This window comes from uncultured Roseibium sp. (genome assembly GCF_963675095.2).
Lineage (GTDB): Bacteria > Pseudomonadota > Alphaproteobacteria > Rhizobiales > Stappiaceae > Roseibium.
In genome coordinates, this window is record NZ_CAXXSJ010000015.1 from 106344 (window position 1) to 119902 (window position 13559).

At 59.6% G+C, this 13559-nt stretch carries 17 protein-coding genes; 12 read left to right on the forward strand and 5 right to left on the reverse strand.

Features of this window, described 5'->3' with window-relative positions:
* Nucleotides 1–17 precede the first annotated feature (17 nt).
* Nucleotides 18–617 (forward strand): regulatory protein RecX, encoded by a 600-nt coding sequence (locus ABIN98_RS06200; protein ID WP_346908363.1) that lies wholly within the window; start codon nt 18–20, stop codon nt 615–617.
* A 4-nt stretch (nt 618–621) separates the two neighbouring features.
* On the opposite strand, the gene ABIN98_RS06205 is transcribed toward ABIN98_RS06200, so the two are convergent.
* The gene (locus ABIN98_RS06205; RefSeq protein ID WP_346908365.1) at nt 622–1215 is read right to left on the reverse strand and encodes an NAD(P)H-dependent oxidoreductase; all 594 of its coding nucleotides are present in this window, start codon (nt 1213–1215) and stop codon (nt 622–624) included.
* A 63-nt stretch (nt 1216–1278) separates the two neighbouring features.
* Here ABIN98_RS06205 and ABIN98_RS06210 point away from each other — a divergent pair, with 63 nt between their 5' ends.
* On the forward strand, nt 1279–1668 hold the full coding sequence (locus ABIN98_RS06210) for a helix-turn-helix domain-containing protein (RefSeq protein ID WP_346908367.1): 390 nt from the start codon (nt 1279–1281) through the stop codon (nt 1666–1668).
* 208 nt (nt 1669–1876) lie between these two features.
* Nucleotides 1877–2902, forward strand: a complete 1026-nt coding sequence (locus ABIN98_RS06215; RefSeq protein ID WP_346908369.1) for a patatin-like phospholipase family protein — start codon at nt 1877–1879, stop codon at nt 2900–2902.
* Nucleotides 2903–2932: 30 nt separating this feature from the next.
* On the opposite strand, the gene ABIN98_RS06220 is transcribed toward ABIN98_RS06215, so the two are convergent.
* Complete coding sequence (locus tag ABIN98_RS06220) at nt 2933–3463, reverse strand: Crp/Fnr family transcriptional regulator (RefSeq protein WP_346908371.1); 531 nt, start codon at nt 3461–3463, stop codon at nt 2933–2935.
* Nucleotides 3464–3781: 318 nt separating this feature from the next.
* Between ABIN98_RS06220 and ABIN98_RS06225 the strand changes: the two genes are divergently transcribed.
* Nucleotides 3782–4123, forward strand: coding sequence for a hypothetical protein (locus tag ABIN98_RS06225; protein ID WP_346908373.1), 342 nt, complete (start codon nt 3782–3784; stop codon nt 4121–4123).
* A 36-nt stretch (nt 4124–4159) separates the two neighbouring features.
* Here ABIN98_RS06225 and arfB read toward each other — a convergent pair whose 3' ends face one another.
* Genes arfB through ABIN98_RS06240 form a run of 3 tightly spaced genes read right to left on the reverse strand, consistent with a single transcriptional unit; the run spans nt 4160 to nt 5924 of the window.
* Nucleotides 4160–4618: an alternative ribosome rescue aminoacyl-tRNA hydrolase ArfB gene (arfB, locus tag ABIN98_RS06230; RefSeq protein WP_346908375.1), complete on the reverse strand. Its 459-nt coding sequence runs from the start codon at nt 4616–4618 to the stop codon at nt 4160–4162.
* Nucleotides 4615–5280: a TetR family transcriptional regulator C-terminal domain-containing protein gene (locus ABIN98_RS06235; RefSeq protein ID WP_346908377.1), complete on the reverse strand. Its 666-nt coding sequence runs from the start codon at nt 5278–5280 to the stop codon at nt 4615–4617. Before ABIN98_RS06235 ends, arfB begins: the two co-directional genes overlap by 4 nt.
* Nucleotides 5277–5924 (reverse strand): TetR/AcrR family transcriptional regulator, encoded by a 648-nt coding sequence (locus tag ABIN98_RS06240; protein ID WP_346908379.1) that lies wholly within the window; start codon nt 5922–5924, stop codon nt 5277–5279. The genes ABIN98_RS06235 and ABIN98_RS06240 overlap by 4 nt, the downstream gene beginning before the upstream one ends.
* Before the next feature lie 422 nt (nt 5925–6346).
* On the opposite strand from ABIN98_RS06240, the gene ABIN98_RS06245 reads away from it, so the two are divergent.
* From ABIN98_RS06245 to hydA, 8 genes are all read left to right on the forward strand, one after another.
* On the forward strand, nt 6347–7690 hold the full coding sequence (locus ABIN98_RS06245; RefSeq protein ID WP_346908381.1) for an aspartate aminotransferase family protein: 1344 nt from the start codon (nt 6347–6349) through the stop codon (nt 7688–7690).
* Between the two features lie 21 nt (nt 7691–7711).
* Entirely contained in the window at nt 7712–9208 is a 1497-nt protein-coding gene (locus ABIN98_RS06250; RefSeq protein ID WP_346908382.1) for a CoA-acylating methylmalonate-semialdehyde dehydrogenase, read from the forward strand.
* A 12-nt stretch (nt 9209–9220) separates the two neighbouring features.
* Nucleotides 9221–9514, forward strand: coding sequence for a cupin domain-containing protein (locus tag ABIN98_RS06255; protein ID WP_346908384.1), 294 nt, complete (start codon nt 9221–9223; stop codon nt 9512–9514).
* A 2-nt stretch (nt 9515–9516) separates the two neighbouring features.
* Nucleotides 9517–10773, forward strand: a complete 1257-nt coding sequence (locus ABIN98_RS06260) for a Zn-dependent hydrolase (RefSeq protein WP_346908386.1) — start codon at nt 9517–9519, stop codon at nt 10771–10773.
* Between the two features lie 32 nt (nt 10774–10805).
* The gene (locus ABIN98_RS06265; RefSeq protein ID WP_346908388.1) at nt 10806–11168 is read left to right on the forward strand and encodes a contact-dependent growth inhibition system immunity protein; all 363 of its coding nucleotides are present in this window, start codon (nt 10806–10808) and stop codon (nt 11166–11168) included.
* 25 nt (nt 11169–11193) lie between these two features.
* Nucleotides 11194–11502, forward strand: coding sequence for a hypothetical protein (locus ABIN98_RS06270; RefSeq protein ID WP_346908389.1), 309 nt, complete (start codon nt 11194–11196; stop codon nt 11500–11502).
* A gap of 109 nt (nt 11503–11611) precedes the next feature.
* Nucleotides 11612–11899 (forward strand): GIY-YIG nuclease family protein, encoded by a 288-nt coding sequence (locus ABIN98_RS06275; RefSeq protein WP_346908391.1) that lies wholly within the window; start codon nt 11612–11614, stop codon nt 11897–11899.
* A 158-nt stretch (nt 11900–12057) separates the two neighbouring features.
* Nucleotides 12058–13515 (forward strand): dihydropyrimidinase, encoded by a 1458-nt coding sequence (hydA, locus tag ABIN98_RS06280; protein WP_346908393.1) that lies wholly within the window; start codon nt 12058–12060, stop codon nt 13513–13515.
* Nucleotides 13516–13559 lie beyond the last annotated feature (44 nt).

The following is a 13559-nucleotide window of genomic DNA, read 5'->3' on the forward strand; positions in this document are numbered from 1 at the left end:
CCCGATAGGCTGCCCGGATGGCAGAGAAGGGCGATCCAGTCGACGATAATGGCGGCCAGAGCGGCCGGCGGGTTCCTGGCGCTCAAAGAAAATACAAGCTGCCAACGGAAGAACGCCTGACGCGTGCGGCCATTCACTATCTGGACCGCTACGCATCCTCCCAGGAAAATCTGCGGAACGTCTTGAGCCGCAAAGTGAAACGCGCTGCGACCGCCAATGGCAGGTCTCCGGAAGACTTTCGGGAGATCGTTGATCGGGTCGTGGCGAAGTGCCGGCGCGCGGGAATGGTCGATGACAGGACCTATGCGGAAACCAAACTGGTCGGTCTGCGCCGGCGCGGTCGCTCAAAACGGCAGATTGAAGCGACGCTTGCTTCCAAGGGTGTCGATCGCGATTTGATCGCGACCGTCATTGATCAGGACGATACGTCAGAATTGGAAGCCGCCCTGACTTACGCGCGGCGGCGCCGGCTGGGGCCCTGGCGGACACGGGGTCAACGGGAGGAGCGCCGGGAAAAGGATATGGCGGCGCTTTGCCGGGCCGGATATCCGTATGAAATTGCGCGCAAGGTGATTGATGCTGCGGACGACGGGGAGGCGCCATCCGCAGCCTTTTGAGGCTTTATGCTGCCTGGCTGGTCTTGGCTTCCGTGGGCGTACGAATAGACTTCAGCGCTCCGGCCCATTTGGCGAGTTCGGCAAGCATGTCTGCAGCGCCTTTTTCGTGGAGCTCATTGGCGTTGAAACCGTTGTCGTCCAGAAACTCGCCGTAGTTGGGGATTGTCACGGCTTCAGGAACCGGAACCATCTTCAGGGCATTCAGCATCGGCTTGAGCGACTGAACGCCGCGCAGTCCGCCGGAAACACCGCCGTAGGAGACAAATCCTGCCGGCTTATAGGCCCATTCCTTGGAGAGATAGGTCAACGCATTGATGAGCGATGCCGGAGCCGTGTGATCATATTCGGGCATGACGAAGACATAGGCATCGCCTTTGGCGATTGTTTCGCTCCAGCGCTTGGTATGGTCATGCTCATAGTTCTGCATGACCGGGTGTTGCGGTTCATCGAAGACCGGCAGATTGAATTCGGAAATGTCTACTACATCAATTTCGAAGTTGCTGTTATTGCTTGCATATTTAGCAAACCAGCGCCCGAATTCCGGACCCTTGCGCCCCGGCCGTGTGGTGGCCAGGATGACTTGCAGACGTAGCGGCATGGTTTTTTGTTCCTTTTGGTATATATTAGATACTAAGGAACTAATAATTACTGGAATGCTGCAATGCAAGAAGGCACACATCTGGACCTTGGGCACATCCATGTTACCGGCGGCTGCAAGCGGATTACGCCGATCCTGGCGCGGATCGGCGATAAATGGACATTGCTGATCGTCAGCATCCTGGCGAACGGTCCAATGCGGTTCGGCGAGCTGAAACGCCAGATCAATGGAATTTCGCAACGCATGCTGACTTTTTCGCTGCGTGGTCTGGAACGCAACGGGCTTGTGTCGCGAACGGTGTATCCGTCGGTGCCGCCACATGTGGAATACGAGTTGACCGAACTCGGCCGGTCGCTGCTTGAACCGATCCGTCATTTGATGACCTGGGTCGGTGAGAACGTCGATTGCGTCGAGGCAGCGCAGCAGCAGTATGATGCGCGTAATGACGATTGAGGGCGTGAGTGTGAAGGCGCGGCGCGACAGAACGTGCGGGATCCTGCAGAAACCTGCGCTAAACTGCACATCTGTATAAGTTCCATAATATATATTATGCGAATTTAATTGATGGAAATGAGGACGTTCCCTGCTTCCCGATGGACGCCGCATATTCGGCGGTATACCGTTCGGGTTCCAATGGATTTTTGTCGGAACGCAGTCTTTCATGGCTTCCAGGAAGCAAACCGCCAAACGGATCAATCTCGCCCTTCAAGGTGGCGGCGCCCATGGTGCGTTTACCTGGGGCGTTCTGGACTGGATGCTCCAAGACGAGCGTTTCATCATCGATGGCATATCCGGCACGTCTGCCGGCGCCATGAACGCGGTCGTGCTGGCTTCGGGCCTGGAAGCCGGTGGTGAAGATGGTGCCCGCGCCTATCTGGAAACCTTCTGGCGTGAGGTCAGCCGGCATTCCTTCTTGAGCCCGATCAAGCGCTCCCCGATAGATATTGCCATGGGCCAGTGGAGCCTCGATTTCTCTCCGAGCTATCTGGCTTTCGACATTCTGTCCCGTTTTGCCTCGCCATACGAATTCAATCCGCTAAACATCAATCCGCTTCGTGACGTGGTTGCCAAGGTCGTCGACTTTGACCGGGTCCACCATTGTTCCGCGCTGAAACTGTTCGTCGCGGCCACGAATGTGCATACCGGCAAGATCCGCGTGTTTCGCGAAAAAGACGTCACCCTGGACGCGGTCATGGCATCCGCGTGCCTGCCGCACATGTTCCAGGCCGTGGAGATCGATGGCGAGCCCTATTGGGACGGCGGCTATATGGGTAATCCGCCGCTTTATCCGCTGTTCTACCACACGGAGACGCCGGACGTGGTTCTCATCCAGATCAACCCGGTACACCGGCGCGAGACGCCGAAGACGGCACGGGAGATCCTGAACCGCCTGAATGAGATCACGTTCAACTCGACGCTCCTGCGGGAGCTGCGCGCGATCGACTTCGTCAGCCGGCTGATCGAGGACGGCAAGCTGTCTCCGGACGAGTACATGAAAGTCAATCTCCACCGTATCACGGCGGATGAACTCAAGCCGCTGCAGGCTTCGTCGAAGGTCAATGCCGAATGGGCCTTCCTGACCGAACTGAAGGAAATCGGCCGGAATGCCGCCAAAGATTGGATGGACCGGCATTACGATGATATCGGCGAGCGGTCGACCGCCGATCTTGCCGAGGACTATTCCTGACAAGCCTGAACGGCTATCAGGCAAGCCGGGTTAGCGGCGTAGTTTTCCAATTTCGCGGTAAAGCGCTTCCGGACTGACGCCGATTTGACGGGCGATGTGGAGCCACTCACCTTTCGGCGGCAGATCGCCATGCCAGGCCTGCCAGGCCTTGAGCCGTTCCCTGACGGCTTTCAGTGAAAGGATCTCGTTCTGCAGTCGCATAAGCTGGACTTCCCGCGCCAGCCGTGCCGCCCAGGCCTCGGCGAACTCAGGGTTCTGGTGAAAGTGCGTCAGGAAGGTGTCTCTTGAGACAAGCAGGACGGTCGTTTCTGTGTGGGCAATCGCGTCGCAGTGATAGGTGCCCGCAAACACAGAGGCTTCGGCGACAACGTCCCCGGTTCTCGCCCTTTGCAGGACAACCACATCCCCCGCCTCCTGAGGCCGGACCAGTTGAACTTCTCCCGCCACGACACGAAACAGACGCTGTACCGGATCGCCTCGATGAAACAGATACTGCCCCGGCTCGAACTGTCGTTTCTGGCTTGCCAGGCCTTCGAAGAGATCTTTTTCGGTGAGTGACATGATCGCTATCATGTTGGATGCCGCTTTATTCTGGCAAGATCAAAAGACAAGACAGACAACACCGGAGTGCCTCAATGATCCGCTACGCCCTAGCCGCATCCCTGTATCTTACTCCGGTCGCCAGCCATGCCGCACAGATGGAGACCGGCGGCCATACGGGTCACGATCATCAGATGCAGCACAATGTCGGAACCGGGATGCCTATGCCGGAAATGCCCAAGGAACCGGGCCAAGGGGCATTTGCCGCGATCCAGGAGGTAGTCGCCCTACTCGTTGCGGATCCGGCGACCGACTGGTCCAAGGGTCGATATCCCCGCATTGCGCGCCCACCTGATCGATATGAACAACGTCACGCTCCATGCCAAGGTCACGGCCGAGCCGATCGACAGCGGTTTTCGGTTCTCGGTCACCGGCACGGGCGAAGTCCGGGGTTCCATCCAGCGCATGGTCACGGCCCATGCGGCAACCATGAACGGGGTTGCCGGCTTTACCTATATCGCCGAGGACATGCCCGACGGCGCGATCATGACGGTGACCGTTGCCGATCCGGCCGACCTGCCGAAATTGCATGCCCTCGGCTTTATCGGCGTTATGACGCTCGGGGCGCATCATCAGGCCCATCATCTGGCGATCGCCTCTGGCCAATCGCCGCATCATTGAGACGGGTGCTGGCAGGCGGACGGTTTTCCGGTAGGCTCAGTCGAGGCCGGCGCCCCTGCCCCGCATCTTCTTGACCGCGCCGCGTTTCTTTTTCGATTCCAGCCGACGTTTCTTGGATGCGAGTGTCGGCCTCGTCGCCTTGCGGGGTTTGGGCTTTTCAAAGGCCTTGCGCAGCAGTTCCAGCAGCCGGTTCAAAGCGTCTTCGCGATTGCGTTCGCGGGTCCGGAAACGGTCTGCCTGTAGGACGATTTCGCCGCCCTGGGTCAGCCGGCTTCCGGCCAGCGTTGCGGCACGCGCCTTTACTTCCTCCGGCAGGGTCGTATTGCCATCCAGATCAAAGCGCAACTGAACCGCGGTCGAGACCTTGTTGACGTTCTGGCCGCCCGGCCCGGAGGCGCGGATGAAATCCTCGTGCAGGTCGTCAGGCAGGATATAGAACCGTCCCGTAACCGGGATGCGTTGCGTCTCGCCTGGGGCCTGCTCGTGGTCGCTCATGACGTCTTTTGCTGCTTGGGCCATTCAAGCCCGAGCCCATTCAGGATCAGGCTGCAGACGGCATTTTCCGCTTCCGCGAAAAACTCCGGATCTTCCAGTCCTGTTCCGGTGAGCGCCCGGATCTGACTGTCGAAATCCGCATAGTGCTGGGTCGTCGCCCAAATGGTGAAGATCAGATGGACGGGGACAATCCTGCGGATCTTTCCAGCCTCGATCCATTGTTCGATCACCTTGGATTTTTCGGTGACGAGGTTTTTCAGGTCCTTCTCCAGAACGTCGCCGATCTGTGGTGCACCTTGTATGACTTCATTTGCAAAAAGCCTTGATGCTTCAGGGCGTTCAGCAGACATCCTCATCTTTTGCCTGATATAGGCGGCGAGTTCGCTTGCCGGGTCGCCGTCTGGGTTGAGGGTACGCAGCGGCGCCAGCCAGACGTCGAGAATGTACTCTAAGACCGCTTCATAAACCGCTGTTTTTGAAGAGAAATAATAGAGTAAGTTCGACTTTGACATGCCGGCTGCCGCAGAGATCTTGTCGATGGTGGCGCCGGAATAGCCGTAGCGGGAAAATTCGCCCAGGGCTGCGTCGATGATGCGGCTGCGGTTCATTTCCTGGATGCGGCTGAGGCGAACCGGCTTTTCGGATTTGTGTCGCTTGTTCATGCCCCTGCCCCTTTGCCGTTCGGATGAATTCCGACACCGGCAAGAATAATACCGACGACCGTTTTCTTCGCCGTTTCGAATTGCTCTTCGCTCAAGGGCTTTCCCGCATTCAATGTTTCGATCTGGTGATTGAAATCCGCATAGTGCTGGGTCGTTGCCCAGATCATGTAGAGCAGCGTCCGTGGATCGACCGGTGCCATCTTTTTCTCCGCGATCCAGCGCTCGATCACCGCTATCCTGCTTTCGGTCCATTCGTCCAGCGTCGTCTCCAGGTAGTCCTGGATCACCGGCGCCTTGTGCAGGATCTCATTGGCCCAGACCTTCGAGCCCATCGGATGGCGCCGTGAGATATCCATCTTGGCGTTGATGTAACTGGTCAGGGCTACTTCCGGATCGTCGCAATCGTCAAAGGTGTTGGCCGCATCCAGCCAAATCCGGAAAATGTTTTCCACCACCTGACGATAGAGCGATTCCTTCGTGGGGAAATAATAATGCAGATTGGCTTTCGGGATCCCTGCCCGGTCTGCTATCTGGCCCGTGGTCGCGCCCTTGAAGCCATGCTCAGCAAATACGGTCTCTGCCGCCTCGAGAATGAGGCGTTCGTTTTCTGCGCGGGCTGCGGATCGGCTGGTCGGTTTCTGCAAGGGCTTCACGTGATCACAAATTCATCATGCCGATTGAATTCTCATCTTGACCGATTGGTCAAGTCTTCATAACGTTGATTTGACCGTTTGGTCAGGTTTGCTTTTCGTCTCTTCCGTAGCAACGGGGGGATGGAACGGCAAGACTGGCTGATTTGCGGGAATTACACAACAAGCCGGAAAAACCGGTCCATCGGGTAATTTCAAGAGTTATCCGATCCAGAGAAAACTGTATTCCCGGAACAGGGACGACAAACTGTCCGGAGATACAAAAATTGGGAACGGCCCGGGTGGATTTCCCGCATGGCTGATGCGAACGTGCTTTTTGATCCGGCACGGTCGCAAGGTGCATGCCGGTGATTTACCCGGTGCCAATGGCGCCAGCAACGTCGCTGTCCGGGGACAACGGACGGCAAGGAGGACATATGTCGAAGTCGGCATCCACCGCAGCCCCGGTATCGGGCACGAATAATCTCGAAGCCTTCTGGATGCCGTTTACGGCAAACCGGCAGTTCAAGAAGAACCCGCGCATGTTCGTGGGCGCGAAGGACATGCACTACACCACGGGCGACGGCCGGCAGGTGCTGGATGGGACAGCCGGCCTGTGGTGCTGCAACGCCGGCCATGGCCGTCCGAAGATCGTGGAAGCGGTCCAGAACCAGGTGGCCGAACTGGATTACGCACCGGCGTTCCAGATGGGCCATCCGAAAGCGTTCGAACTGGCTGCCCGGCTGGCGGCCCTGATGCCTGCCCCGCTCGACCATGTCTTCTTCACCAACTCCGGTTCCGAAAGCGTCGACACGGCGCTCAAGATCGCGCTGGCCTATCAGCGCGCCATCGGCCAGGGAACCCGCACCCGGCTGATCGGCCGCGAGCGCGGTTATCACGGCGTCGGTTTCGGTGGCATTGCCGTCGGTGGTATCGTTGCCAACCGGCGCACCTTCGGCACCATGCTGACCGGCGTCGATCATCTGCCCCACACCCATGATATCTCCCGCAATGCCTTCACCCGTGGCGAGCCGGAAAACGGTGCCGAATATGCGGAAGAACTGATCCGGATCATCCAGCTCCACGATCCGTCGACCATCGCCGCCGTGATCGTCGAGCCGGTGGCCGGGTCCACCGGCGTGCTGATCCCGCCGAAGGGCTATCTGAAGCGCCTGCGCGACATCTGCGACCGGCATGGCATCCTGCTGATCTTCGACGAGGTCATCACCGGCTTCGGCCGGCTGGGCACTCCGTTTGCCACCGACTTCTTCGGCGTGACCCCGGATCTGGTCACCACCGCCAAGGGCATCACTTCCGGCGTGATCCCGATGGGCGCGGTCTTTTGTACCTCCGACATCTATCAGGCATTCATGACCGGGCCGGAACACATGATCGAGTTGTTCCACGGTTATACCTATTCGGCGCATCCGATCGCCTGCGCGGCAGCTCTTGCGACGCTGGACACCTATGAAGAGGAAGGCCTGCTGACCCGGGCGGCGGAACTCTCCCAATATTGGGAAGACGCGCTGCACTCGCTCAAGGACTGCCCGCATGTGATCGATATCCGCAACCTCGGTCTCATCGGCGCGGTCGAGCTGGAACCGATCGCGGGCGAGCCGACCAAGCGCGCCTTCTCCGCCTTCCTGAAAGCCTATGAGGACGGGCTGATGATCCGCACCACCGGTGACATCATCGCGCTGTCTCCGCCGCTGATCATTTCCAAGGAGCAGATCGACGAGTTGTTCACGATCCTGCGCTCTGTCCTCCACGCCATCGACTGAACTCACAAGAAAGAAAACAAAATGGAACGCATCAACAATGCCATCGGCGGCAGGGAGGTCGCCTCCAACTCCGGACGCGTGGCTGCCGTCTTCAATCCGGCAACCGGCGAGCAGTCGGCGGAGCTCGGTCTATCCAGCGCCGCCGAAGTGGCAGATGCAATCGCGGTCGCCAAGGCAGCGTTCCCCGAGTGGCGGGACACCCCGCCGCTCAAGCGCGCCCGGATGATGTTCAAGTTCAAGGAACTTCTGACGACCAATGCGGACAAGATCGCCAAGGCGATCTCGAAGGAGCATGGCAAAACCCATGACGATGCGCTCGGCGAAGTGGCGCGTGGCATCGAGGTGGTGGAATACGCCTGCGGCATCCCTTCCCTGCTCAAGGGTGAGTTCGCCCGCAACGTCGGACCGTCCATCGACAGCTATTCCGACCGCCAGCCGCTTGGTGTGGTCGCCGGCATCACGCCGTTCAACTTCCCGGCCATGGTGCCGCTGTGGATGTATCCGATCTCGGTTGCCTGCGGGAACACGTTTATCCTGAAGCCGTCCGAGCGCGATCCCTCCGCCGTGATGGTTGTCTACGAACTCTTCAAGGAAGCGGGTTTTCCCGACGGTGTCCTGAACGTCGTTCACGGCGACAAGGAAGCCGTCGATGTCCTCCTGACCCATCCGGACGTGAAGGCGGTCTCCTTCGTCGGATCCACGCCGATTGCCGAATACGTCTATTCGACCGGCACGGCCCACGGCAAACGGGTGCAGGCACTTGGTGGCGCCAAGAACCACATGATCGTCATGCCCGATGCGGACATGGACCAGGCCGCCGATGCGCTGATGGGCGCCGGCTACGGTTCCGCCGGTGAGCGCTGCATGGCGGTTTCCGTCGCCGTGCCGATCGGCGAGAAGACCGCCAACAAGCTGGTCGAGAAGCTGATCCCGCGGGTCCAGGCCCTGAAAATCGGGCCGGCAACCGACAGCGATGCCGAAATGGGTCCGGTCGTGACCGAACAGCACATGCGCAAGGTGCTGGGTTACATCGACCAGGGTGAAAAGGAAGGCGCCGAGTTGCTCGTGGACGGCCGTGGTTTCTCCCTGCAGGGCTACGAGAACGGCTATTTCGTCGGCGGCACCCTGTTCGACCGCGTGACCAAGGACATGACGATCTACAAGGAAGAGATCTTCGGTCCGGTTCTGTCCGTGGTCCGGGCCTCCGGTTACGAGGAAGCCCTCTCCCTGATCAACGACCACGAATACGGCAACGGCACCGCGATCTTCACCCGTGATGGCGATGCCGCACGCGCCTTCGCTGACCGGATCGAGGTCGGCATGGTGGGCATCAACGTGCCGATCCCCGTGCCGGTCGCCTATTTCTCCTTCGGCGGCTGGAAGCGGTCGCTGTTCGGCGATCATTCGATCTACGGTCCGGAAGGCGTGCGTTTCAACACGCGGCTGAAGACCGTGACCACCCGCTGGCCCGCCGGCATCAAGGAAGGCGCGGTCTACACATTCCCGAGTATGGATTGACAAGGAACGACCATGACGCGACCGCAGGCAACGTCTGAACTTCTTCTTGAGGACGAAAGCGTCCGGGTGACCCGGTTCGATTTCGCTCCCGGCGCGGAAACCGGCTGGCACAAGCACGGGATGGATTACGTCATCACCGCGGTGACGGACTGCCCCATGCTTCTGGAAGAGCCGGGCGGCAGCCGGGAGTCCATGGTGCCTGCGGGTATGGCCTACAAGCGCGCGATCGGCGTCGAACACAATGTCATCAACAACGGGGACAAACCGATGTCCTTCGTCGAAATCGAACTCAAGCAGGAGACGTGACAATGGCAGCTCCGGGTGAAAACCTGCGTATCAACGCCGAACGGCTGTGGGACAGCCTGATGGAAATGGCCAAGATCGGCCCTGGCGTTGCCGGCGGCAACAACCGTCAGACCCTGACCGATGCCGATAGCGAAGGCCGCAAGTTGTTCCAGAAATGGTGCGAGGATGCCGGCATGACCATGGGCGTCGATACCATGGGCAACATGTTCATGACCCGGCCGGGAACCGATCCGGACGCCCTGCCCGTTTACATGGGTTCGCACCTGGATACCCAGCCGACCGGCGGTAAATATGACGGCGTGCTCGGTGTGCTCGGCGCGCTCGAGGTCGCCCGTTCCATGAACGATCTCGGCATCAAGACCAAGCACCCGATCGTCATCGCCAACTGGACCAACGAGGAAGGCACCCGCTTCGCGCCGGCTATGCTCGCTTCCGGTGTCTTTGCCGGCATCCATACCCAGGACTGGGCCTATGGTCGGGAAGATGCGGAAGGAAAGACCTTCGGCGATGAACTGAAGCGCGTCGGCTGGGTGGGTGACGAGGAAGTCGGCGCCCGCAAGGACAAGATGCACGCCATGTTCGAACTTCACATCGAACAGGGGCCGATCCTGGAAGCCGAAGGCAAGGACATCGGTGTCGTTACCCACGGCCAGGGCCTTTCCTGGATCCAGGTGACTGTGACCGGGAAGGATGCCCACACCGGCTCCACGCCGATGCCCATGCGCAAGAACGCCGGTCTCGGCATGGCGCGGATCCTGGAACTGGTCGACGAGATCGCCTGGTCGCACAAGCCGCATGCGGTGGGTGCCGCCGGCCATATCGACGTCTATCCGAATTCGCGCAACGTGATCCCGGGCAAGGTGGTCTTCACCGTCGACTTCCGCTCGCCGAACCTTGCCGTCATCCAGGACATGGAAAAGCGGCTGATGGAAGGCGCGCAGAAGATCTGCGACGACATGGGCCTCGGCGTCGAGTTCGAAAAGGTCGGGGGCTTCGATCCGGTGACCTTCGACGAGGGCTGCGTGGCCGCGATTCGCAACGCGGCAGAACGGCTCGGCTATTCGCACCAGAACATCATTTCCGGTGCCGGCCATGACGCCTGCTGGATCAACAAGGTCGCCCCGACCGCCATGGTCATGTGCCCCTGTGTCGATGGCCTGTCCCACAACGAGGCGGAAGAGATCACCAAGGATTGGGCCAAGGCCGGCGCGGACGTGCTGTTCCACGCGGTCGTCGAGACGGCGGAGATCGTGGAGTGACGAAAAGCCGGAGAAGGTTCGAATACTCGTCCGTGAATGACCTGCTTGGTCTGCGGCCGTCAAAAGACCCTTCTCCGTCGAACCTGCTCAAGCGGTGCGAGGAAGCCACGGCCAAGCCTCTCAAGGATCTGGACGTGGGCCAGATTCGCCTGCTGATCACCCAGGATCTCGGCCGCGAATACGCATTGCCATTGGCTTTTGTAACCCTGGGGGAAAATCCGTTTGTGCAAGCGACGCATTATCGAGGCGATTTGCTCAAGGCCTGCCTCGAACTGGATCAGGAATTCTGGATCGCCCATCCGGACTTGTGGATGGATATGTGCGGTATCATGGAGGATCTGAAGAGAACGATAGACGATCTGAAGCCGGATTGGGATCGATTTATGGGATCGTAGGTGAGGAATAGAGGGAAGTCGCGGAGTGAAGGACGATCTGTTTGGACCCATTTCATTTGGCAACGACGCTCGTTGGGTGCCGTTGGCCAGAAAGGATGATGATCCGGACATTTTGACGCTTCATATGATTCTCGATTTGGTCATGGTGCTTCGAGGCACCAGGCCAAACCGAAACCTCGGAATGGCAGACGAATATATCTGGGCAGGCGAATGGGACCTGGCTGTAGGCGAAATCGACGCGGTAATCGCACAGGAGGCCGGTGCACTGACCGAGTTGGAAGCAGAGGTGCTCCGGCGGGCAAAGATTTGGGTGATGAGCGACGAAGCGGGTTGAGGTGAAACACGGATCGCCGCTCCGGATCAGGTCCGGGGCGGCGATCCGGATAAAACGTTGACGAATCGCAGCCGTCCCGGCCTTGAGCCGGGACCAGGCCGGAAGGGAAATGACCTACTACGTCTATATTCTCGCCAACAGGCCGCATGGAGCAATCTATATCGGTTCTGCGCGGGATTTGCGTAATAGGGTTGAACAACACAAGGCAGGTATTCGCGGAAGCCACACCGAGAAATACAACATCAGGACACTCGTTTATTTTGAAGTGTTTGATGAGGTGATGGATGCGGTCCATCGGGAAAGGCGACTGAAACGCTGGCCGCGCAAATGGAAAGAGGAACTGATTGGCAAGGTCAATCCCGAATGGCGGGACATCAGCGATCAGATACTTTTTTGAGGCTCGCATCCGCGACAAGTCGAGATTGGCCCCGGATCAGGTCCGGGGCGGCGGAGCGAATTGGCGAACTGGCGCTGCCAACTAACTGTGCGCCGTCCCGGCCTTGAGCCGGGACCACGGAGAAAACGACTGCAGAAGGCAAACGAAGGGGAACAGCAATGGCAACGAAGGTGATCAAGGGCGGAACGATTGTCACCGCCGACCTGACCTACACGGCGGATGTGAAGATCGAGGGCGGCCGGATCGTCGAGATCGGGCCGAACCTTTCCGGTGACGAGACGCTGGATGCGACCGGCTGTTACGTGATGCCGGGCGGCATCGATCCGCATACCCACCTGGAAATGCCCTTCATGGGCACCTATTCCTCCGACAATTTCGACAGCGGCACCCGCGCGGCCCTTGCTGGCGGCACCACCATGGTGGTCGACTTCGCCCTGCCCTCGCCCGACCAGTCGCTGCTGGAGGCACTGCAGATGTGGGACAACAAGTCGTCGATGGCCCATTGCGACTATTCCTTCCACATGGCGATCACATGGTGGGGCGAGCAGGTCTTCAACGAAATGGAGACCGTGGTCCGCGAGCGCGGCATCAACACCTTCAAGCACTTCATGGCCTACAAGGGCGCGCTGATGGTGCAGGATGACGAGATGTACGCCTCGTTCCAGCGCTGCGCGGAACTCGGCGCCATGCCGTTGGTCCATGCGGAAAACGGCGACGTGGTCGCGGATCTCTCCGCACGTCTGCTGGCGGAAGGCAACACCGGGCCGGAAGCCCATGCCTATTCCCGCCCGCCGCAGGTGGAAGGCGAAGCCACCAACCGGGCGATCATGATCGCCGACATGGCAGGTGTGCCGCTCTACGTGGTCCATACCTCCTGCGAGGAAGCCCACGAAGCGATCCGCCGCGCCCGGCAGCAGGGCAAGCGCGTCTATGGCGAGCCGTTGATCCAGCACCTGACCCTGGACGACAGCGAATACCGCCATCCGGATTGGGATCATGCCGCCCGCCGGGTGATGTCGCCGCCGTTCCGGGACAAGAAGCACCAGGATTCACTCTGGGCCGGTCTGCAGTCCGGATCGCTCTCCTGTGTCGCCACCGACCACTGCGCCTTCACCACGGAGCAGAAGCGCTACGGCGTCGGCGATTTCACCAAGATCCCGAACGGCACCGGCGGTCTGGAAGATCGTCTGCCGATGCTGTGGACCAACGGCGTGAACACCGGCCGGTTGACGCCGAACGAGTTCGTTGCCGTCACTTCCACCAACATCGCCAAGATCCTGAACATCTATCCGAAGAAGGGTGCGATCCTGGTTGGCGCGGATGCGGATATCATCGTGTGGGATCCGGAAAAGGAGAAGACCATCTCCGCAGCTTCCCAGGAATCGGCGATCGACTACAACGTCTTCGAAGGCAAGCAGGTCAAGGGCCTGCCGCGCTTCACGCTGACCCGTGGCCGGGTCGCCGTCGACGACGGCAAGGTGATCCCGCAGCAGGGCCACGGCGAGTTCGTCAAGCGTGAGCCGTTCCAGGCGGTCAACAAGGCGCTTTCCACCTGGAAGGAACTGACTGCACCGCGCAAGGTGGAACGCACCGGCATTCCGGCAACCGGCGTTTGACGCACTGGAAAAACGTCACCCGCGCCAAGACCTTCAGAATTTGG